The sequence below is a fragment of the Rhodococcus sp. ZPP genome (assembly GCF_017656075.1).
Lineage (GTDB): Bacteria > Actinomycetota > Actinomycetes > Mycobacteriales > Mycobacteriaceae > Rhodococcus_F > Rhodococcus_F oxybenzonivorans.
Map to the genome: position 1 here is coordinate 707,035 of NZ_CP058639.1, position 21,362 is coordinate 728,396.

The 21,362-nt window shown below is 66.7% G+C and carries 16 protein-coding genes and 2 pseudogenes; 9 read left to right on the forward strand and 9 right to left on the reverse strand.

Going from position 1 to position 21,362, the window contains the following annotated elements; all coding sequences use genetic code 11:
- Positions 1 to 21 precede the first annotated feature (21 nt).
- The 5 genes and pseudogenes from HYG77_RS34540 to HYG77_RS40185 all read left to right on the forward strand — a co-directional run.
- Positions 22 to 1,245 (forward strand): insoluble domain protein, encoded by a 1,224-nt coding sequence (locus tag HYG77_RS34540; protein ID WP_208964074.1) that lies wholly within the window; start codon positions 22 to 24, stop codon positions 1,243 to 1,245.
- 22 nt (positions 1,246 to 1,267) lie between these two features.
- Complete coding sequence (locus tag HYG77_RS34545) at positions 1,268 to 1,963, forward strand: hypothetical protein (RefSeq protein ID WP_208964075.1); 696 nt, start codon at positions 1,268 to 1,270, stop codon at positions 1,961 to 1,963.
- 937 nt (positions 1,964 to 2,900) lie between these two features.
- Positions 2,901 to 4,004 (forward strand): lipase family protein, encoded by a 1,104-nt coding sequence (locus HYG77_RS34550; RefSeq protein ID WP_244461498.1) that lies wholly within the window; start codon positions 2,901 to 2,903, stop codon positions 4,002 to 4,004.
- A 320-nt stretch (positions 4,005 to 4,324) separates the two neighbouring features.
- The gene (locus HYG77_RS34555; protein WP_208964076.1) at positions 4,325 to 6,307 is read left to right on the forward strand and encodes a cutinase family protein; all 1,983 of its coding nucleotides are present in this window, start codon (positions 4,325 to 4,327) and stop codon (positions 6,305 to 6,307) included.
- Positions 6,308 to 6,674: 367 nt separating this feature from the next.
- Positions 6,675 to 6,925 (forward strand): annotated as a pseudogene (locus HYG77_RS40185) (glycohydrolase); the annotation flags it as partial.
- On the opposite strand, the gene HYG77_RS34560 reads toward HYG77_RS40185, so the two are convergent.
- The gene (locus tag HYG77_RS34560) at positions 6,920 to 7,384 is read right to left on the reverse strand and encodes an SUMF1/EgtB/PvdO family nonheme iron enzyme (protein WP_348273601.1); all 465 of its coding nucleotides are present in this window, start codon (positions 7,382 to 7,384) and stop codon (positions 6,920 to 6,922) included. The pseudogene HYG77_RS40185 and the gene HYG77_RS34560 sit on opposite strands and share 6 nt — an antisense overlap.
- A gap of 39 nt (positions 7,385 to 7,423) precedes the next feature.
- Here HYG77_RS34560 and HYG77_RS34565 point away from each other — a divergent pair, with 39 nt between their 5' ends.
- From HYG77_RS34565 to HYG77_RS41060, 4 genes are all read left to right on the forward strand, one after another.
- Positions 7,424 to 8,206: an AAA family ATPase gene (locus HYG77_RS34565; RefSeq protein WP_208964077.1), complete on the forward strand. Its 783-nt coding sequence runs from the start codon at positions 7,424 to 7,426 to the stop codon at positions 8,204 to 8,206.
- Complete coding sequence (locus HYG77_RS34570; protein WP_208964078.1) at positions 8,203 to 8,571, forward strand: hypothetical protein; 369 nt, start codon at positions 8,203 to 8,205, stop codon at positions 8,569 to 8,571. Before HYG77_RS34565 ends, HYG77_RS34570 begins: the two co-directional genes overlap by 4 nt.
- A 257-nt stretch (positions 8,572 to 8,828) precedes the next feature.
- On the forward strand, positions 8,829 to 9,812 hold the full coding sequence (locus tag HYG77_RS34575) for a DUF2637 domain-containing protein (RefSeq protein WP_244461499.1): 984 nt from the start codon (positions 8,829 to 8,831) through the stop codon (positions 9,810 to 9,812).
- A gap of 938 nt (positions 9,813 to 10,750) precedes the next feature.
- Positions 10,751 to 11,110 carry a hypothetical protein gene (locus HYG77_RS41060; protein WP_348273602.1) on the forward strand — a complete coding sequence of 120 codons (360 nt, stop codon included), beginning with the start codon at positions 10,751 to 10,753 and terminating at the stop codon, positions 11,108 to 11,110.
- 2,572 nt (positions 11,111 to 13,682) lie between these two features.
- Here HYG77_RS41060 and HYG77_RS34585 read toward each other — a convergent pair.
- From HYG77_RS34585 to HYG77_RS34625, 8 genes and pseudogenes are all read right to left on the reverse strand, one after another.
- Complete coding sequence (locus HYG77_RS34585) at positions 13,683 to 14,342, reverse strand: TVP38/TMEM64 family protein (RefSeq protein WP_208964278.1); 660 nt, start codon at positions 14,340 to 14,342, stop codon at positions 13,683 to 13,685.
- A 149-nt stretch (positions 14,343 to 14,491) separates the two neighbouring features.
- On the reverse strand, positions 14,492 to 15,727 hold the full coding sequence (locus tag HYG77_RS34590) for an Ig-like domain-containing protein (protein ID WP_208964079.1): 1,236 nt from the start codon (positions 15,725 to 15,727) through the stop codon (positions 14,492 to 14,494).
- 125 nt (positions 15,728 to 15,852) lie between these two features.
- Entirely contained in the window at positions 15,853 to 16,524 is a 672-nt protein-coding gene (locus HYG77_RS34595; RefSeq protein WP_208964080.1) for a DUF305 domain-containing protein, read from the reverse strand.
- A gap of 94 nt (positions 16,525 to 16,618) precedes the next feature.
- Entirely contained in the window at positions 16,619 to 17,068 is a 450-nt protein-coding gene (locus HYG77_RS34600; protein WP_208964081.1) for a DUF6153 family protein, read from the reverse strand.
- Between the two features lie 128 nt (positions 17,069 to 17,196).
- On the reverse strand, positions 17,197 to 17,889 hold the full coding sequence (locus HYG77_RS40190) for a hypothetical protein (RefSeq protein WP_244461500.1): 693 nt from the start codon (positions 17,887 to 17,889) through the stop codon (positions 17,197 to 17,199).
- Positions 17,890 to 17,895: 6 nt separating this feature from the next.
- A protein-coding gene (locus HYG77_RS34610) for an IS3 family transposase (protein WP_208964082.1) occupies positions 17,896 to 19,115 on the reverse strand; the annotation gives its coding sequence in 2 pieces (ribosomal slippage) (positions 17,896 to 18,860 and positions 18,860 to 19,115; 1,221 coding nt in all).
- Between the two features lie 146 nt (positions 19,116 to 19,261).
- Positions 19,262 to 20,455: pseudogene (locus HYG77_RS40195) on the reverse strand (copper resistance protein CopC); the annotation flags it as partial.
- Positions 20,456 to 20,461: 6 nt separating this feature from the next.
- Entirely contained in the window at positions 20,462 to 21,283 is an 822-nt protein-coding gene (locus tag HYG77_RS34625; RefSeq protein WP_208964083.1) for a F510_1955 family glycosylhydrolase, read from the reverse strand.
- Positions 21,284 to 21,362 lie beyond the last annotated feature (79 nt).

Genomic DNA, 21,362 nt, shown 5'->3' on the forward strand with positions numbered 1-21,362 from the left:
CCACTTCACGAAAGGCACACAATGAGCAACGTCACCGGCGGCAACCGCACCGCCCACCACGCCCGAGGTCGACACCGCCATCACAGCGCCACCCAGTCCGCCACCGCGCTAGCAGTCCTCACCGCAGCCCTGGCTTCCGGAATCGCCCTGTCCCCGTCCGCAATCGCCGCCCCGATCCAAGGCGGCGTCACTGGAGATCGCAACCAGGAAGGCGTCACCGGCGGCGACACCCCCAGCGCCACTGCCCCCACACCAGCACCCGAGCCCACCTACGTGCCCGAGACTCCGACGGAACCGGTGTACTGGGTCGAGCCGCCCGCCGAGTACCAGAACATCGAATACCAGCCGCTCCCGAACTATGACTACGAGACCAATGCGTACGTCGAGCCAACGGACTACTACGTCGCACCGGTGCAGTTGGAGCAGTTGCATCTTCCGACGCCGGTGGAGCCGACGAAGCCGTTCATCGCGCCCCGGGACACCCTTCGTCTGGGTGAGCTGCACATCAAGCAGCCGAACTGGGTGTCCGACATGGACCGGGACCGCACGAACAACACGATGGCCGTTGTGCAGGCAGGGGTCTCGACGGGTTGGCGGTCGATCGGTGTGGAAACCTCGCGGGCCGACCGGATCGCCGCCGCGCAGGTCGGTGCCGGAGCAGCCGGAGCAGCGCTCGGCGCAGTCACCGCAGGCAGTGCGGCGGCCACCGCAGGCGCTCTGGTCGGTGGCACGATCGGCGGCCTCGCCGGAATGACCGCGGGCACCGTCTTCCTTCCCGGACTCGGGTGGGTGCCCGCCGGGATCGTCGGCACCGCCGCCGGGGCGGGAATCGGTGCCGCGGCAGCGGGCATCCCCGCCGCCGCAGCCGGCGCCCTGGTCGGCGGCGGAATCGGAGTGGCCGCGGTGACCCCGATCGCTGCCGGCGACAAGGGCGAACCGAAGGAGATCGACGTCCCGGACATCGACTCCGAAGCCGTGACCGCACAGACCGAGACGGTCCTCACCGACTGGGAGAACTCCGGACCGATCGGACAGGCAGCCGCCTCCGCCGTGCAGGACACCGTCGAGTCCGCGCCCGCGATCGACCACCAGGCCCGCGACTTCGTCGCTGCACAGCCCGGCGGACAACAGATCATCGAGCAGGTCGACACCACCATGAACTCGTTCTTCAACGACGCCACACCCGGCCTGGCCGCAAACCTGCTATCGGGAGCCATTAGTGGCGGCATTGCGACCGCCAACTGACCCGGAAGGTGGGTGCACAACCATGACGAAGCCGACCATCGGCCGCAACCCTGCACGGCATCCTGCCGTACTCGACCTCCTCGGCAACACACCCACCGCCCACCACCCGCCGGGTGTCCGCACCAAGGCGCTCGACCGCCCGGCCACACCGCCGCCCACACGGCCGCGTCTTCAGTCCACGAGCGCCCGCCGCCCGGGAAAGAAAGCGGTGGCCGGCATTGCGGCGGCCGCCGTCGCCGTTGCCGGTGCGGTGGCACTCAGCCACCTGCGCAACGAAGACAACGAAAACGCGCACACCCTTAGCCCCACCGTTGCAGTGGACGAGAACGGGCTGCCCATTCTCAACCTGCCCGAACCCGAACAGGCCGACCAGGCTTCCGCGTCGGACGGGGACTGCCGGGCCGACCGCGGTGACCAGAAGAGCGGCGCCGGCGCGATCGCAGCATTCAATTTCGCCTACTACAGCCAACGCAGCGGCGAAGCCGCCCGAGCCCTCGCAACACCGAACACGTCGGTGCTACCAGGCCCCGAGTTGCAGCGCGTCATCGACACGGTCCCGCTCGGTACCAGCTACTGTATCCGCACCATCGAACTCTCACACGGGGTCTACCTGGTCGATCTCTCCCTGATGCGGCCGGACCAACCTCTCTCCCGCGGCACCCAGACCGTCACCACCCAAGAGATCGACGGGCGCTGGTATGTCGATGTCTTCACCTGAGTGTCCAGCTGGGAGGTGCGGTGCGGACTGCGCCGCCGACCCGGAAACGAAGACTTATTGCGTGCAGAGTGCTCGAACTATCGGGATGACCGCAACACCAGCGCCGCAACACTAGCGTTGCCCGCACGATGGTTCGAGCGGGCAGAGCGACGGCGCAATAGTGCGCCAGTACGTCATCGTTTCACCGCACCTGACCGCGGAACAGAGCCGTTGCGGAGAGAGCGGCTTGCTAGCCAGGCCATGGGATCGCAAGCGTTGCGGCGCGGGAAGTGGTGCCCCGGCCGCTGCTGCAACACCGCGCAACACCCTTATGAAGTGCCCCAACGCACATCGGCAACACCACAGGAAATACCACCGGCGGCAACATGCTCCATCGTCTAGCCGGGACCCCGTGAAAGGAGACCCCGAGCATGAACGACCTCAGTATCCGAGCCGCGCAAGTCCAGCTCCGCGCCTCATGGCGGCCCTTATCGTTGCGATCGCTATTGCAGTCGGCATCACCACAGGCGCCTTCGTGCAGCGCAACAGCGGCCAGCTCCGAGAGTCCCGGCCACATGCAGTTGATGCAGACACGCCACCAGCTGCTCCAACAGTCGGGGCTACCCGCTATTCGCGGACGCGAACGGTGGAGGCACCCTGTGTCCGGTGCAGTGGGCGAGAGCACCCGGCATGACCCGGATCGGTTGACGAGAGCGCCGGGTCGGACAGGTAGCATCCTGCGCGCAGTCAATGGGTCCATTGCCCCGGAACACGATCGGAATCGTTCGTCCATCAGGTGGTCGAGATCCCCTCGACCACAGGGGACGGCAATGGTCCGGGTCCGCCAAAGACCGACACCGCAAGAGACAAGGGGAGGGGACCGTCGATGGCAATGGTCAGGAGCTCTAGGAGGAATGCAAACGCCTGGCAGAGAGCCGGATTAGTCGCCGCGCTATGGATGAGCGGGACGCTCTCCTCCGCGGCATCAGCCCAAGCCGAACCTGTCGACCTACTCGCGGCGGGGACTGTGCTCTCCGAGCAACCCCTCACCACCGTGGTGCTTCCTGCCGGCGCTGCCGACACCAGCACCCGAATTCGCTACTCCACATTGCGCACCGCCACCGACCCGGGCGAGTCCACCGGATCGGTCTTCTTGCCGCAGGGCCCACCGCCGGCCGGGGGGTGGCCGGTCGTGTCCTACGCCCACGGCAACGTTGGCATCGACGATGCCTGCGCCCCCTCGGTCACCGGGTCGACCGAGGTCGAACGCGCGTCCATCGAGCAATGGCTGGCTGCCGGCTACGCGGTCGCGGCCACCGACTACGCCGGGATCGGCACCGACGGAGTCAATGCGTACACCGACGGCCCCGCAGCGGGCGCCAACGCCGTCGATATCGTCCGCGCGGCCCACCACATCTACGGCGACCGACTCAGCGACCGCTGGATCGTTTCAGGCCTGTCCCAGGGCGGCCACGCCAGCTACTTCGCCGCCCACCAGGCCACCGCTCGAAGCCCCGAACTCGACTTCCGTGGTGCAATCGCGGTCGGCGCCCCCACCCACCTCGACCAGCTCCTTCCACTAGCTGGACCCAACTTTCCACCGGTGCCGAACGCGGGGATCGCCCACTACGTTCTCTACACCCTCGCCGGCCTCGACGACCAGCGACCGCAACTCGACATCCGCCGCAGTCTGACCCCAACCGGCGTCGAGCTCATAGAGAAGGCGAAGGTGAGCTGCAACAGCGAGTTTGACGAGTATCTGCACACAAACCCGGTCACCATCGCGGAGCTTTTCACCGCCCCACTGGACAGCCCCGACCTGCGCGCAGTGCTCCAACACATGCAGCAGGCACCGACCAGCGGGTTCGACCGTCCGATCCGAGTCGTGCACAGTCTTACCGACACCAAGGTGCCGATCCCACTGACCTGGGCGCAACTGAGTGAAATGCGTTCGAACGGCGTCGATACCGAGTACCAGCAGCTTTCCGGTGTGGATCATGCCGCCAGCTTGACCGCCGCCATGCCGGAATCGCTGGCCTTCGCTGCGCGCGTACTGAGGTGAACACACCCGAACACATTGTGTAGTTCAGCGGGGGTTGAACCGCAGGCTTCTCTGGTTGCGCCCCGTTTAGCCCTGATGTCCACGGTCGCTCGCGACACTTTGTGTGCCGACTCCGGTGATGACAAGAAGACGCGCATAGTTTCCGCACTCCTGGCTCGAGCACCGTCCTACCGTGCACGCCGGGGCCATACGATTGCAGTCCTGATCACGCCACTGCCGACACGCCCGACCGCGTGCGGGGGTCGTCGCTGGTAGAAGGACCACTACCTGACACTGACAGCCGGAAAACCCTCGGTTGCAGCGCGATAGGAGTCCGGAAGATGGCACGGTTCGCCAGAGGCGGGGTCGCGGTGATCACCACCACCGCAGTCTTATGCGGGACCGCGCTCATCTCAGGGCCCGCGATCGCGCATGCCGACCCGGCCAGTTGCTCGTCCACGTTCAACCTGTTCATCCCCGGCACATGGGAAACCAACGAGCACGCCGACCCAAACCGGCCGGTGGGCATGCTGGCACCCATCGCCGAGGCGATCAAGGCGAAGAACGGTGCCCGAGCGCAGATATACACGCTGCCGTACATGGCGCGCGCGTTCGACAACGGCCACACCTACGCCGACAGCAAAGCCGACGCGGTCAGCAAGGCCACCGCCGTGCTGAAGAACTACACCGACAAATGCCCGGACGCGAAGATCACCATCACCGGCTACTCCCAAGGTTCCGATGCCGCAGGAGATCTCGCGTCGGCCATCGGAAACGATCGAGGACCCGTCGACGCGGACCGGGTCCTCGGTGTGGCCCTGCTCGCCGATCCCGGTGCCGGTACGAAGGGCGCCGCGACCGTTGGACCGAAGACCTCCGGGCAGGGGATCGCCGGTCCCCGGGAACAGGGCATGGGCAAGCTGTCCGGGCGGGTGGCCTCGATCTGTGACCCGAAAGACCTGTACTGCTCGATCCAAAAGGGCGCCAACCCGTTCCTCGGATCGCTCGGATCGATCCTGTCGAAGACCACAGGCGCCACCGATGCCGGAGAAGGTAACGCGGCAGTCGCCAACGCGCTGACCTCCGACTTCACCGACGCCGACCTGCCCGGTCTCGGCTCGAATCTGGACGCGCTCGGAAAGCAACTACGCGGCATAGATTCCGGCGGCTCCGTCGATGTCGCGGAGGTCGCCGACACCGCGACCTCGCTGTCGAAGACCCTCAGTCCCCTGGCCGAACTGCTCCAGTCCGGGGCCGCCAACAGTGCCGCCACCACGGGCCTTGCCGCAGCCCCGGCCGGCACGCCGGAAAACGCGGCCGCGCAGGTCCTCACCACAGCCGGCCACGCGGACCTGACCGGTGCGCTGGACTCGGTGGCCACAATCGCGAACACCGCGGCCAAGCTCTCGAATAGTGGCACCACCACACTGCCCGCCACCGACCCGCAGATCTCGCAGCTCTCCACCACCGCCGCGGCACTCGGTACCCAGATCGCCCCCGTGGCAACCACACCCGCAGATGCCCTGGCAACCGCATCGAGCGTGTTATCGGTCCTCAAACCGACAGTCGTCGTCGAGCAGGCCCTCAACGTGGTCACCGGCATCACCACCCTCGACATCCCGAAAATACTGCACAACCTGATCGTGCTCCCACAGAAAATCGCCGCCGGCGATGTCCGCGGCGCCCGGGACGCCGCCCGAGAGCTGAACGTGCACTTCGCGCCGTTGGTGAAGATGGCCGCTGCTGCCGATTTGAAGTGGGTCTCCCAAATACTCTCGATCATCCCAGACCCGACCGGGTACACCCAGATCGCAGCGCTGGTCACCAGCATTCTCGGCAACGTCGACGTGATCAAGCTGGCCAACATCGCTGGCCAAGCCCAGGAAATCGCCTGGGCCGCCGCGGAGAAACTCTTCCCCCCGCCCGGAGTGCTACCCGACCCGCTTGGTGCCGCGGCGCAGACTGCGGCGTTGATTCCCCTCGGTCTCGAGCTCGCCTCGGTGGCCGCGAACATGCTCACCGGCAAAGCCAGCAAGACCGACCCCGCGCTACTCGGGAAGCAAGCCAACCCGGTGGGAAACGACATCACCACGCAAGCTCATACCCTTGACCTGCAAGGACTCGCCGGATCGGTGTCGACGATGGCGCAGTCGCAGGGCGCCGAGGATCTCGCCGCGGTCGTCGGCGAGGGCCTGAACGCAGCCAGCTTCTTCGCCTCCGGTGCCCACCAGAGCTACCAAACCCTGGTCGTCGACAACGCCGGCCGCAATGCCATCCAGTGGGTCTCGGACTGGCTGAACCTGCAAATCAATCGCGCCGTCTGACCATCCCGACAGCGTCCGAAGTCGAATAGGAGCATCAAAAATTGGCGCCTCGTGCACACCGCCCCACCGCGCGCTGGGTGACCTGCCCGCACTGCAACAAACGCACCTACTTCAGCCGGAAGGATGCACGCGCAGCCCGCACACACCACGAAAAGCGGCGCGGCCTATCGGTTTACAGCTGCCCCCACCAGGAAGACGGCGGCGACGGCTTTCACGTTGGGCACCGACCTAGAAGTCTTACTCGGGGTTGCATTGGCCGCGACGCACTTGTCGATAGCCAACGAGTCTCTCTGCACCAACGACATCTCGACACCGGGCGTGCATGGTGACGTTGATGAATGCGACCGGTACGCCGACGACACCCATCAACCCGTATTGGTTTGGCCTGACCGCACTGCAGGCTGGGATCACCCATAAGGACCCGCGTGCCGTGGTGCCGGAACTGCTCTCGCCGACGCCACTCGCCGCGCGCGCCGGCGCGCCGCGACCGGTTCCTCGAGCACGCCCGGACAGCGGCCTGTGCAGATCTACAACGGCACCAGCGGCTGGATCGAGGATCCCTACCTGCGGGACGTCCTTGCCCCGATCACCGGGGATGTGTCGTCATACCTGCTAGAAGCGGCGTCTCGGTTTCGGGGGTGTCACCCCACGTGAATTCCGCTTGATCCAGCCCGCCGCGCGCCGCGGCCTCCCATTGGGCCTCGGTGGGGAGGACCGTCCTGCCCACTGTGCGTACGCTGCCGCGTCCTCGTGGGCGACGTGGACGACGGGATGCTGTTCGCGGCCTGTGATCGTCGAACCCGGTCCGGTGGGGAGTTGCCAGGACGCGCCAATGGTCCACGTCCACCATTGGCTGAGGTGACGAAGATCGACCGGGCCCCGAGTGGGTGTGAAGACCATCGATCCGGGCTGCAGGTTCTCCATGGGAGCCCCCGGGAAATCGGCGGGGTCGAGGGGGCGCTCCGCGACCGTGATGTATCCGGTGTCGCGGACGAACCGGGCGAACTTTTCATTGGTGACCTGATGGATCTCGATGGCGAAGGCATCGACCGCCACACGATGAGCGCGGTCGCGCATCTGAAAGTCTCCTGGCCTCGACGGAACGGAAACCACGTCATGACACGCAAATGCGCGATCTGCAATCAGAAAGGGGGAGTGGGCAAGACCGCCACAACCCTCGGACTCGCGAGTGCAATAAGCAACGCCGGCGGGCACGTCCTCATTGTCGACGTCGACCCGCAGGGCAACGCCACCAACGGCGTAGGCGTCACCATCACCGACGACATGCTGACAACCTACGACCTGATGAGTCGAACCGCGTCGGGCACGGCGATCGACGCTGTCGTTGCCACCCCATGGGACGGTGTCGACCTCATCCCGGCCGACCAGGCACTCGCCAACATCGAATCCGATGGGGCGAACGACCTCATCTTCCGCCTCGACATCGCCTTCGAGGGCCTCGACCTCTCCGCCTATGACGCCGTCCTCTTCGACTGCCCACCATCACTCGGCAAACTCCTCTTCGCCGTCTTCTGTGCAGTCGATGGGGTCATCGCAGTCACAGAACCCACCATCGACAGCGTTCAAGGCGTCACCAAACTCTTCGAAACCGTCGAGAACGTCCAAAGGCGCCCCAACCCGAACCTGAAGATCGACAAGATCGTCCTCAGCCGACAGCGGGGGACAGGCGAGCACCGATTCCGGGAGAGCGAGCTGCGCGAGGTCTACGGCGACCTCGTCGCGCGCACCACCATCCCGGAATACGCCACGCGGCAGGACGCGCACAGCGCCCGCACCCCAATCCACAAATTCACGGGCGGGAAGTCGCTGTCACTGCAGCTCGCCTACACCGACCTTCTCAAAGAACTACCCATCAAGACCGCAGGAGCGACCGTATGAGCGTCCAACGTGAACCCGCTATCCGCAGGCCGGCACACCCAGCCGCAGATCTGCCGGAGCGCCCTCGGGTCGTCAAAACCCCCGCACCGGCCGCCGACGAGCAGCCAACACAACTCCCGACCGAATCAACCATCAGACCCGTCGCCGACGCACCCGTCGCACCGGTCAGGTCTCCTTTACCCGAGGCGGCACCGACTGTCGAGAAGCTCAGCGAACAACACAACGTACGGCTACGGCCCTCGACTAAGGCCCGACTGACGCGCGGTGTGGACAAGCTGCGCTACGAGACCGGCGATCGAAGCATCACCATCTCGTCGGTCACCGACGCGGCGCTGGTTGAGTATCTCACCAAGAATGGCTGCTAGCACCGCGAGCTAATCAAGCTAGCGGTGCTATTTGCGTTGATAGCTTGACTACGCCCACCTGCTTCAAATACGCCGCGCATCCACGCGAGAATCCGCGAACGCTGAAGAAGGTCCCGTCGGCGCGCACCGACGGGACCTTCGACCCAGACAGCGCAGCCGCCTACGCGGGAACGGTCGACCGCAACACGCAGCGGGGCCCGCCAGGAGTTGCACCTCCGAGTGGCGGACCCCTCACCAGGAATCAGGAGTTCCCAGCTATGGCCAACGATACAACTGAGGATGCAACACCGTTGCGGGCGAGCAAGCTCGCCTTGCTGGGTGTTGCAGCGATGACGCTGGTGATCGCAGCGCTGATGTTCACGTTGTCGTTCGATGCACTACGACAACTCGCGATCGAGATCGGCATACGGCCCAGCCGCGCATGGATGGCACCTGTTGCGATCGACGTTGCGCAGGCCGCCGCAACGATCGGACTCGTTGAGCTGGGTATTACAGGGCAGCACCGGTCGGCCCGCAGATATTGCCAGACGCTCGCCTACGTCACTGTGTTCCTGAGCGTGGCCGGCAACGGATACCACGCCTACCAACTGGCAGTCCGCAACGCGGCCCGCGTTGCAGCGGGGGAGGACCTGGGCTTCATCCCCCAACCAGCTCCGATCGCCGCCGGTATCGCGATGATCTTCCCGCTGCTGTGGCTGGCACTGTTGCACATGTTCACCCTCATGTTGCGCGCCATCCGGGAAGAGCGCGCACACGCATTGCAGGCGCCTGCTGCGAATAGTGTCCCGGAGATCGAGCGCGCAGCACCCGTCGCACCGGAAACCTCTGCGGTTGCACCCGAAGGCCCGCGTGCTCCGCAACACAGTGAAGCAACCTCTGAACTCGGCGCGACACGATCCGAAACCGTCAACATCGTTGAGCCGCCCACGAAACAGGTCGAGCCAGTTGTGCCGCGGACCCGCAACGGGTGGCCACAAACCCACGAAGGGCTCACCCAGTTCCTCGAGGAATGCACCCTGCCCGATCCGGTGAAGGACGTTGCAGCAATGCTCGTTCGCGAACCTCACCTCAAGCAGGTTCAGGTTGCGCAACAGATCAACGTGGACCGATCCACGGTGTGCAGGCGCTGGAAGTCGTTCGTCGCCGCCGCAGAAGACGAGGGCTTCTCCGTGCCGCCCCTTCCGCAGCCGTTCGACACCGAGGCCGACTACCAGCCTGCCCGTGAGCTGCTCCCCGCATAAAGAGTGGCCGTTGCACCCTCGGAGCGAGCGACGTCAACATTGGCGACCCCTCGCTCCGACCAGCAACGCAGTTGTCAGGTGAAGAACGGGTGGCAACTCCGGTGGAAGCCCCTGGTCATCCGCGGGGAGGTTTGGCCCGCGCGAGGATGACGCAACATCCCGGCCACTTCCGAGTCAAAAGACAGTGATCGCGGTGACCGTTGCGAGGCACGTCACCCGGGACTGGATCGTCGAACACCTCCGTTTCCCTCCACATGCACCTCGCACAACTGCCGTCATCGCCTGATCCAAGTCTCCGCAACAACACAGCCGGCCGTAACCGGCCTCTCAAATGTGATCCTCGATCCAACGAGCTCGTTGCACAGCCCAACAAGCTCATTGCACAGCCGCGTTGGTGGCGCAGCATTACCGGACAACCCCACGAATCCCCACAACTGACAACCGAGCAGAGCGCAGAGCTTCAACAGCCCGCACATCGTTGCAATGACCGTTGCGCGAGGAGGCGCCCGAATCCGCCTGGTTGCAGTGACGGAGGACGTTGTTGCACGCGTTGTTTCCCCACCCTGCATGGGGGCCTTGTTGCTCCGGGCGTTGTGCAGCACCTCAGTGTTGTAGCGGCCCCGGTGTTGCATCGGTCCCACGCCGTTGCACAGAACCACAACGTTGCGCCGCGCATCACTAAATCCGTTGCGCAATTCGCCGACGCTGCAACGCCAGACCCGTCCTCAGCACTCCACGGCAGCCATGAGGCCGCAGCGGTCGAACCCGAGGATCGCGCTGACGTTGCGGATGCCGCGCAACCACCGAACCGAACCCGAATGACCTCACCAACGATGCAGCCCACACCGAGGAGCACGTTGCACGCAACGCGCTGGACGGACGCAACGCCCGATGCGCTAAAGGTCAGCGATGCGCCAGAGGACTCGCAAGAACCCTTCGTGTTGCAGGACGAGGCCCAGACCATCGAGAACCACCTCGACTTCATCGACACGCGCGCCGACTTCGAGCCCGTAGTGGAAGAAACGGCTCGACTGCGAATCCTCGAACAGCACAGCTACGCGGAGATCGCCACGCTCACGCGGGCCAAAGCAGCAAGCACCGCAATGCGCCGGTCCGACAAGGTCGCGCAACGCGCGGTCGACGCCGGGTTCAGGACGCCCCCGTTGCCGGAGCTCGAGGAGATAGCGGACGGACGCAATGCGGCAACGCTCGATCCGCAGTACACATTGGTCGGGGGCACCCTGAACTTCGCACCCCCCGCAGGCGGCGACGGCCAGTTCGTATCCTCCGCGGCTTGAGTGGGAAGACCGGAATCTCACCCCCAAAAATCCCCCGAATCTTCGCAACACCCATCGAGCGACTCCGACCGCAACGCCGGCAGACGTTGCAGACCAACCAGAAGAGTGGCAATGCACCGCTGGGTGCGGCAAACGCAACACCGACGGCCACGAGATGTGCAACGCAACGCGGCGCGCGTCCGGATGCAACGCACAATCGGTCGTGTGAACCGGGTAGCAGACGCAACACCATTGCACCGTCGTCGAGCACCTGCGCAGTGCAGCCGGGCGGACGCCGCGTTGCATGCCATGCGGATGACTCATTCAGCTCACACGAGAACGGTGGCGGGGGCACATCCCAACACTCGACCCGAAGTGGGCACGTAGATCCGGTGGCGAGATCCAGTGCGAAACCGTTGCTGCGGCTGCGCCGGGTGTCGGCGCCGGCCCCGTTGCCCCGGACTCCCCGCGACGGCCGGACCCTGTCGCGCTTCACCTCGACGGTGCTCGCCGATGCGTCCTCGTCCGTCAGCACTGTCGGCGCGGCACACTCCGGTCACCAGTTCAAGAGCCCGGACGGCATGCGGAGTGCAGACAGCCCGTACGGCCTTCGCGGTCGCCGGTCACCCCTTCGTCCTTGCTGCCGTCGCCAGGCTTGACGACGGGGGTGGCTGCGGTTGATCGCGCCATCAGCCGAGTACGGTGTCGGCAGATGCCATCGCGGCCGCGCAGGGGATCAGGCCGTGCGCCGGGCGTATCAGTGCGCGTGTCGACACGCGTTGAGTTGCTGACCGGTTGACGAACCCGAACCCATATCGGCCCTGTTGGCGGGAGAGAGCACGACGCCATTTCACTGACGGAAGTGCCCGAGCGTGAGCAGGTTGTCCATTCGTGTTCCCCCGAGCGGATGGGCGCGGAAATGGCATCGTCAGCAACTGTGCGCCGAGAACTCCGCGACCGCGCCCAAGATTGCACGGAGAGTATAGCTAGCGCGGCGAGGCTAGCTAGCGTCGCTATGATTCGCGTGCGCAATGTGCCGCCCCCGTCGTGTGGTCCGTGTCTATCGTCCACGGCAGTCACGTCTCGTGGCGAGTGGGCAGTGGTGGAACCGGTCGACAGCACCGACGGAAGACTGCGTTCGGCGATGAGGGCCAAAGGATCAGCTACCCGCCAGGCATTGTCGAGTACGAGTCTCGCGGACGCGAACGTTGGGTTCCGTGCAGACCCCGAGTAGTTCGAGGGGCCGAGCGGCTCGGTGGTGGTACGCAACTCATTTCGTGGGCGTGTCCGCTCAGAGGCCCCATAGTGCGAGGAGCGCGGTCCTGAGGCTGGGGGAACGGACGTCCGCAGCCGCGAGCCGGGGTGCCCGAGGTCGCCGAGCGCCTTCTCGGCGTCAGTGAGAGGCACGGTGCGGGTGCGCAGGAAGAACAACACCGCTCCGCCCGACCGCGCGGGGTCCGCATCCGATCGGAGTTCACCACAGCCGGCGGGTGAATCCACTCGTCGTCCGTGAAGACGAAGACGATCACGTCGCGGCGCCCGATGGTGCCGGCGATCCGGGTCGGCAACCTCGCCGGGCAGCACGGGCCCCGCGCATGCTGTTACAGGCCGTGCAGGGCCTCGTTCACCGGTTCGATCGTCACCGGCGCACGGTGTACCGGCGTACCGACACGTTGCAGAGCAAAAACGCGGTGACGTGCGGTTTCGGGCCCGACGCTGCGATAACTGAAATTAGCGCAGCCCAGTGCTCACAAATCATGAGTGACACGGAGCAGTAGCGGTGTGCACGCCGGTACGGGCCGCCTTGTAGTGCGATTCGTCATCGGAGTGTCAGTAGCGCGTGTCCTGTGCCATCGGATCTGAGGCACTGCCACAGCACCCGAGGCAAGTGCAAGGTTTCTGCCACAAAGTTGAGGCAGGCAATCGCTACCTGCACGTTCTCGCCGACAACTCCCCGCAATGCTCGACGCCCACTTGCCTCAACAATGTGGCAGACGCGCCACGGCGCCGCTTTGCCACATTGTTGAGGCACCGATGGTCAGGGGCCCTGTTCTGCCTCAGATCGAACGGCAAAGGACAGCGCGACCTGCGATTTCGTCACTCGAGGTCAGTAGGTTTCGTCGCTAGATGTCAGTCGTTCGATGCTGAGCTGCGCGAACTCCCGGACCTGCCAGGGTGGTGAATAGCCTGCATCACTGCCCTCCCGGCCCCCTCCACTCGCGAACTGGACCACTGACATCGCCGTGACGAACCACCACTGACATTTCGGCGGCGACTCATACTCAGCAAATGTGATGCGCCCGACGGTCTATCTGATGCCTGGCTCAGCGAATCTGATGCGAGGTCACCCTGGTCGCGGGCGACGTCCTCTGCGTCGGACCTGCCGACCGAGTGCAATCGGTCGGACGGCACGCATACGGATTCCGCGCGAATCAGATTCAATGAGTCGAAGTCGAACAGTGCGACTCAGGCAATCTGACGCACCGCAGGTCGGCGGCTTTCGGTGTTACCCCAGTTCATGTGGGGACGTGGAGAACCTGACCGCTCCGCCAGCGGTGCGATCGACCGCGCGGAGTATCGGCGGCGTGATCGTCTACTGGGAGTCCGCGGTGCGTGACACGGGCAGGCGGGTGTCGACCAGCAATCCCGCTACCCCGGCCGTCACGCAGACCGCGGTCACCGCCATCAGTGCCGGATTCGTTTGTCCGGTCAATGCGTCCCCGAGTAACACCACCGCGACCGTGCCCGGCAGAATCCCGACCACGGTGGCGGCGGTGTAGGGCAGCAGGCGCACTGCGGAGAGCCCGGAGCAGTAGTTGACCAGGGCGAACGGTGCCGGGGCGATGAGCCGCAGGGATCCGACCGCGAGCCATCCCCGCCGGGCCAACCGGGCATCGATGGCCTTGACCGCGGGGTGCGTGAGCCGCGCCTGTACGGCGGTGCGGCCGAGCGTGCGCACCAGCAGTAGCGCCAGCACGGCGCTGACCGTGGTGGCGGCGATCGTGACGGCGACCCCGGCGGCGGGGCCGAACAACAGCCCGGCGCTGAGAGTGAACACCGTGCGCGGCACCGGGGCTATCGTCAGCACCGCCTGGGTCAGGAAGAACACCACCACGAACGCCGGGCCCATCGACTCCGCCCAGTCCCGCACCACGGAGATCGGGGGGCGGGGTACGAGGGCGGCGGCCACTGCCAGCGCGGCCAGCACCGCCACGGTGGCGAGGACTCGGCGATCGTGCAGGATCGTTGGCACCCACCGGTTCCCGCGGCGCGGGGTTCTGGCGGAGGTGTCGCTGGCGGAGGGGCTCAGGCCGGCACCGTCGCCTTGGGCTGGCCCACCGCCCGAGCCGTCCACTACGGCGGTGTAGGCGGTGTAGGTGCGCGGCACCCAGGACGGTGGGGTCACGCCAGCGCGCTTCCGGCCACCCATTGATCCCAGGGCACACTCCAGTCGCCGTTCTGCCACAGCTCGAGCGGTGCCCCACCGGTGTTGCGGACTTCGACGATGTCGCCGGGGACGGAGAAGTCGTAGAACCATTGGGCGTGGGCTCGGCTGAGGTTCAGGCAGCCGTGGGAGACGTTGGTGTTGCCCTGCGCCCAGATGGTGTCCTCGAGTTCGTGGAGGTAGATGCCGTCGTTGCTGATGCGGGTGGCGTAGTTGATCGTTTCCTTGTAGCCGAGCCTCGAATTGACCGGTAGCCCATAGGTCGAGGAATCCATGATGACCGGGTTGGCCTTGTCGATGACGGTGTAAATGCCGGGCTGGGTCCAGAACGTCAGGGTTTGCCCGTTGATGGTTTCGCTGCCGCCCATGCCCATCGAGGTGGGCATGGTGCGCACGACTTCCCCGTTGTTGGTGACGGTGATCTGTTTGGTGATGTCGTCGGCGATGGAGATGTGGGCGTCGCCGATGGTGAACGAGGTGGCGGCATCCTCCTGACCGAACAGTCCGCCGCCGAGGTCGACGCCGTAGACGTTGGCGCGGGCGGTGACCGTGGTGCCGGGGGTGTAGTAGTTCTGGGGCCGCCAGTGCACGTTCTGATCGTCGGCCCAGTGCCAGGATCCCTGCACCGGCGGGGTGGTTTCCACGGTCAGCGTTTTCTCGGCGGCGGCGCGGTCGGTGATCGGCTCGTCGAAGTGGGTGACGATGACGATTCCGATGCCGAAGGTGCCGCCGTCGGTGAGGAGATTTCCGCCCGAGGTCACGAAGGTCGGTTTGGTGAGGTTGCCCGGTCGCACGGTGGAGAAGGTGCTGGTCCGCTCGGTGCGGGTGCCGTCGTCGTGGAGTGCGGCGGCGGTGATGGTGTAGGTCTTGCCGTATCCCAGGGGGATTCCGGGTTTCCAGGCGATGCGGTCGGGGGTGAAGATGCCCTCGATGACTCTGCCTTCGTTGTTGGTCATCGTGACCGATTCGAGGGTCCCACCGGTCGTGTCGACCGACACCGGGTCCGCGGGGTTGACGGTGTCGGCTCCATCGGCGGGATCGATGGTGATCGTGGGGGCTGGCGGGGCGGCCGGATTCGCGTCGCCGCTCGGCGAGGATGATCCGGTTCCGGACGGGGCGCAGGCGGCCAGAACTGCGATCAGGATCGCCAGGGCGAGCAGGACCGGGGTCCGACGTGGCGGGCGAGTGTTCATGGGGTTCCTCCATACCGGCGAGGCGGCGGCGAAGCGGGGGCCGAAAAAAAGGGTGGGGTGCACGCTGTGCGTGCGTAGGGGAGGAGGGTGGGACCGGGAAGGGCCGCGGTCCCACCCTCATCGGGCTAGTTCTGCAGCAGTGCCTGCATGGTGGTGATCTCCGCCTGCTGGGCGGCGATGATGTCGGTAGCCATCTTCTTGGCCTCGGCGTTTTCGCCGTCGGCCAGCTCGGTCTGGGCCATCTCGATCGCCCCGGTGTGGTGTTCGATCATCATGTTCAGCCAGGCGGTGTCGAAGTCGGCGCCGCTCTTCCCGGCCAGATCGGTCATCTGCTCCGGTGTCATCATCCCGCTCATGCCGCCCTCGGCCGCGCCGCTCGGGCCGCCGTGGTTCATCCCACTCATGCCGCCGCTGGCGTCGGTGGAGGGAACCGTCAGGCCCCGCTGCGCGAGCAGGGCGGTCATCTGCTCCATTTCCGGTCCCTGGGCTGCGGCAATGTTTTTGGCGAGGTCGAGTACCTGCGGATTGGTGGTGCGGCCCAGGGCCATGTTCGCCATCTCGACGGCCTGCGCGTGGTGGGGATACATCATCTGCAGGAACATCACGTCGGCGTCATTGAAGGCGACCGCACCCGTGGTGGTGGACGAGCTCGACGTGGTACTCGCGGCGTTGTTCGACATTTGACTCATGTCGTGGCCGCCGCCGCTGTTGTCGCTACAGCCGGCGAGGAACAGGACTCCGGACACGGCGGCGGCGGACAGGGCGACACGGGCACGGGGGGAACGCAAAGACCACATGAATAGGACTCCTCGAAAAGTCGGTGTGTGAAAGGTGAAGCAGGCGTGCGTGAGAGACGTCTGCATGGGTGACCCACCTGACGTGGGTCACCTGTCACACCCGCAACACCGACAGTTGCGCGAGGGTGGGAGTCGTCCACGGCGGCGCCCGGCCGGCGCGGTGACGCAGCAGGGCCCGCAGACCGGGGACCGCGGTCTGCCCGGTGGTGGCGGTGGCGTACCAGCGGGCGAGGACCAGCGCCGCGGCGATCGTCATCACGGACATGCACAGATGCAGGCCCGTGTGGTCGCTGCAGTCGGTGCCCTCACACCCGGTCCCGGCCAGTGCGACGGGAATATCCCCGAGGGCCACCGGCACCGCGGCGCCGTCGTGCGCATGTGCCGGCGCACCGGAATGATGCCCCGACGCGGTGGGGTGCATGCCCGAGTGGTCGAGCAGCGGGGAGGAATGCATGAGGAGGACACCGAAGAGCACCGCGACGACAGCGGCCAGCCGCAGCAGGTGCTGCGGCGTCGGCGTCGTACCCAGCGCTTTCACAGCCATGATGTTACTGACCCGGGGTCGAGGTCGACGCGGTGAAGGGCACGACCGGGTCACGGTGCCGCCGGAGCCAGCGCCACCGGCCGGTTGCGGGCCGGGTGGTGTCCCGACCTGATGCGATCGCCCGCCGCTCATGGCCCGCCGGGTTCCGGGTAGAGGAATCTGCGGGTGACGAGATGTTTGGTGTCGGTGAGCGTTTCCTCGCTGATCCGGCCGGCGCCATCGAGGGTCAGCAGCACAGTCATCCCGGCGGCCGGATAGCCGAGCGCCAACCGCACGGTCCCATCCTGGTGCGGCAACCGGACGGCCAGCGGGGCGGTGCCATCGGCGTACGGCTCCTGGGCCAGGAAGAAGTCGGCGGGCAGGTCGAGTCGCTGCGGCTCGGGCGCAGTGGTGGTGGTGTCGCTGGTCACCGACTCGTACACGGTCAGCTCGCCCTCGGCGCGGGTCGCGGCCACGGCGCGGGCCAGGTCGGCGCCGCCGGGTGAGGTCGGCCAGGGCACGAGCAGACTGACCGTGTCGCCCCGCCAGCCCGCCGCGGCCACGCCGAGGGTGAGCACGTTGTCCCCGCCCTGCCAGGTGGCCGGCGCAACGAAACATCCCGGCCCGCACCCCCGCAGGGCGAGGGCGCTGTCGTCGCCTCCCGCGGCGGCGATCCGCCCGGTCAGGGTGAAGTCCTGGCCCGGTTCGGGGGCGTAGTAGTCGCCGCGCCGCGGAGTGGACAACCGCACCACCAGTTGCCCGTCGCTGGCGGCGACCGACACCCCGACCTGCCCGGCGAGGGTTCCCAGCGGCAGGTGAGGTTGCCCCTTGAAGGTGGACACCGGATTTCATGCGGCGACTGACAGCGTAGACGACACGATCAGTCGTTGTTCGAACTCCACCGGGGTGAGGTATCCGAGGGCGGAGTGACGGCGACGCCGATTGAAGTACGAGAGCCACTCGAACAGCTCCAGCCGTGCCTGCGATTTCGACGTCCAACTCCGTCCGTGCAGCCACTCCCTCTTGAGTCCCTGGAAGAACGACTCGGCGAGAGCATTATCGTAACTTGACCCGACCCGTCCTCGACTCGGGCGGATCCCATGACGGCGGCATACATCGACAAAAGCTGCTGCGGTGTACTGCGTTCCGCGGTCACTGTGGAAGATGACGCCACCGACGTCACCACCGCGGGTGCGCACCGCCATCTCGATCGCGTCCGTGACGAGATCGGTGCGCATGTGGTCGGCGATGGACCAGCCCACCACCCGGCGTGAGCAGATGTCGATCACCGTGGCCAAGAACAACCACGAGGATCCCACCGGAATGTAAGTGATGTCCCCACACCACTTGGTATCTACAGCCGTAGCGGTGAAGTCCCGCATCACCAGATCCGGCACCGACGGAGCCGACTTGTCGGCGATAGTTGTGCGCTTGCTGCGGCGCAGGTGCCGGCCCACCACGTGGTGGATTCGCATCAGCCGGGTCACCCGTTTGCGGTTGATCTTGCGTCCGCGGGAGCGGAGTTCGGCGTGAACGCGCGGGGCACCGTAGGCGCTGCGGTGCTCGCCATGGATGGCGCGGATCTCGGCGACTGTCGCAGCCTCCTCCGCCGTGTGCTCGGCGCGAGCATCCTCGGTGGCCAGGTGCCGGTAGTAACCGGAGCGGGAGGTTCCCAGCACCCGGCACAGCCGCTGCACGCCGAACTCGGCGCGATGGTCGGAGATGAAGTCCCAGCGGCGGGTCTTCACTTCACCTCTTTCGCGAAATACGCGGCTGCCCGGCGCAGGATCTCGCGTTCGAGCTGCCATTCCTTCTCGGCACCGCGTAACCGGGCGTTCTCTGCCCGCAGCCGCGCGAGCTCGTCCGCTTGGGTTTCCCCACCGGCGGTGCTGCGGGCCTCCGGGCGTCCATTGCGGGCGGTGTCCTTGCGGACCCACGTCCGTAGCGTTTCGCCACTGATGCCCAGGTCCGCGGCGACCGCCGCGTATGTGCGCTGGCCGTCGGCCGCGCGGTACAGCGCAATCGCGTCTTTCCGGAATTCCTCCGTATACAGAGACTGGCGTCCCACTTCGACATCCCTCCTGGCTCTACTAGAACCATTGTCAGGGGTGTCCACTCCAAGGGGGCAGGCTCAGGCAGGACCGGTCCTACCGGCGGCGGGGGACCGGGTTGCTGGGAGTTGTCGGCCGGGGTGGTGGAGACCAGGGCGGCGCTGGCCGCCAGGACCGCGATCAACAGCACGCTTTCGGCACGAATCCGATTCCGCACGGCGGGGAGCCGCTCCGGGGCGCGTAGCGACCACCGGGCGGTCAGCGCGGCCGCGGAGGCGGCGGCGACCAGCACCAGTTTGATCACCAGCACCTGACCGTAGGCGGTGGACAGCAGGGCGGAGACCGGGATCAGTTGCAGGGCGGTGACGGTGCCGGTAGCGACGACGACCAGGAAGGACCACACCGCCACCCGGATGTATCCCGCCACCACCCACCGCACCGCGGCCCGCTCACTCCACCAGGCCAGCACCGCGCGGGCGGTGTGCAGCAGGGCGCCCACCCAGATCGCGGCGGCCGCCAGATGAATCGCGGTCAGCGCGCCACCCCACCCGGGTGAGGCGAGATTGGCGTGCGAGCGCACCCCTTCCGCGGCGATCACCAGGACCAGCGGCACCGCCGCCCACCCCCGCCGCCCGGTAGAGGCCAGCGCGGCGGCCACCACCAATCCGGCGGCCTCGGTGAGCAAAACCAGGCCCGCACGTTCCTGCCACATCACACTCACCGTGCCCGCGGATGCGGCCAGTGCCGCGCCGAGTCCGAGGACGCCGGCCAACCCGAGGAGGGCGCCGGCCGGCACCGGGGACCGCAGCGCCGGCAGCGCCGGATCCTCTCGCCGGGCGGTGATGGTGACGCGTTCGGCGATCAGGCCACCGAACGCGAGGGCGAGCCCGAGGAACAGCAACCACCGCAACGCAGCATCACGCCAGGACGTCGACCCGCCGTCGCCCGCGCTTGCGGCGCCGGTCAGAGCGAGACCGACCGCGAACCGGAAATCCTGCTCGACCAGATCACCGTCGGCGCCGGTCACCTGCCAGCGCACGGTGTAGGTGCCCGGTGCCAGCGCCTCGGCCGGGCGGGCGGTCAGCACACGCCCGTCCCGGGCGGTCTCGGCGACTCCCATCGGCACCGTTCGGTCGCCGCTGTCGGTGACGACGATCGCCGGCGACCCGGGAGTGACCGGCTCGTTGAACATCAACGTGATCGACTGCGGGGGAGCGGCGACCGCGGTGTCCGGCCCGGGGTCGGTGAACAGCAGGGTGGGATGGGCGCTGGCCACCCCCGCCCCGGCGACCGTCAGCGCGAGCGTGGCCAGCACCAGGGCGAGGCCGCGAAGCAGAAGTCGGGCGGCGGTGGGCATGCCGGGTCAGTTCAGGGTGTAGAGCGCCTGCGAGGTGGCGGCGTAGGCGGTGTCGTAGTTGGCGGCGGTCAACGCATCGACGGTGCCGACCTGAGAGCGTTTTTCCCAGTCCTGTCCTTCGCGGCTGCGCCAGGCGTATCCGTCCTCGTCGATCCCCCACAGCGCATCCCCGGCGCCGGCGAGCATCACCAGGCGTGGGGCGTTCGGTACGGGCGAGAACGTGCGGGCGGCGGTGGTGCTGTGTTCGAGACCCGCCGGGGTCACCGCCCACACCCCGCTGTCGTTGATCGCCAGCGCGCCGGCGACCAGTGTCGCGCCCGGGGTCCAGGTGGTGCCGCCGTCGGTCGAGACGAGCAGCCCCTCGGTGCCGTCGTGGCCGACCAGGACCCGGCCGTCCGTGGTCAGGACGTGGAAATCGACCTCCCCGGCCAGGGAGCGGTCCATCCAACTCACCCCCCGGTCCGTGCTGCTGCGCAGCCCCAGCGGGTTGGCAGCGAAACTGGCGGGCCCGGGGTGACCGGAGGCGTAGAGGTTGTCGGTGTTCGGGACGCCGGTCAACCCCATGAAGTCGTCATCGGAGGCGCCGACTCGGGAGGTGGAACCGGAGGCGTCGATGGCGAAGATACCCGTGTGCGTGCCGGCCAGCACGGTGCCGTCCTTACCCACGTGCAGCCCGTGCACATGGGACAGTTCGGGGTTGAAATCGACTGTGGGCACGGAGGTGTCGGGTTTCGTGGCCTCGTCGGCCCCGGAGGTGCAGCCGGTGAGCAGGAGCAGGGCAGCGGCGGCGGTGGGCAGCAGGGTGCGGGTGATCCGGTGGGCAGGCATCTTCAGGTCTCATTCTGTACGCGAGGAGAGGAACGGGGAAATCAGGGGCGCACCGACAGTGCATCTCGGATGTCGGTGT

Bases quoted from the DNA above. Each gene is read 5' to 3' on its own strand.
- HYG77_RS34540 (WP_208964074.1), top strand. From the start codon at position 22: ATGAGCAACGTCACCGGCGGCAACCGCACCGCCCACCACGCCCGAGGT.
- HYG77_RS34545 (WP_208964075.1), top strand. From the start codon at position 1,268: ATGACGAAGCCGACCATCGGCCGCAACCCTGCACGGCATCCTGCCGTA.
- HYG77_RS34550 (WP_244461498.1), top strand. From the start codon at position 2,901: ATGAGCGGGACGCTCTCCTCCGCGGCATCAGCCCAAGCCGAACCTGTC.
- HYG77_RS34555 (WP_208964076.1), top strand. From the start codon at position 4,325: ATGGCACGGTTCGCCAGAGGCGGGGTCGCGGTGATCACCACCACCGCA.
- HYG77_RS34560 (WP_348273601.1), bottom strand. From the start codon at position 7,384: ATGCGCGACCGCGCTCATCGTGTGGCGGTCGATGCCTTCGCCATCGAG.
- HYG77_RS34565 (WP_208964077.1), top strand. From the start codon at position 7,424: ATGACACGCAAATGCGCGATCTGCAATCAGAAAGGGGGAGTGGGCAAG.
- HYG77_RS34570 (WP_208964078.1), top strand. From the start codon at position 8,203: ATGAGCGTCCAACGTGAACCCGCTATCCGCAGGCCGGCACACCCAGCC.
- HYG77_RS34575 (WP_244461499.1), top strand. From the start codon at position 8,829: ATGGCCAACGATACAACTGAGGATGCAACACCGTTGCGGGCGAGCAAG.
- HYG77_RS34590 (WP_208964079.1), bottom strand. From the start codon at position 15,727: ATGAACACTCGCCCGCCACGTCGGACCCCGGTCCTGCTCGCCCTGGCG.
- HYG77_RS34595 (WP_208964080.1), bottom strand. From the start codon at position 16,524: ATGTGGTCTTTGCGTTCCCCCCGTGCCCGTGTCGCCCTGTCCGCCGCC.
- HYG77_RS34600 (WP_208964081.1), bottom strand. From the start codon at position 17,068: ATGGCTGTGAAAGCGCTGGGTACGACGCCGACGCCGCAGCACCTGCTG.
- HYG77_RS34625 (WP_208964083.1), bottom strand. From the start codon at position 21,283: ATGCCTGCCCACCGGATCACCCGCACCCTGCTGCCCACCGCCGCCGCT.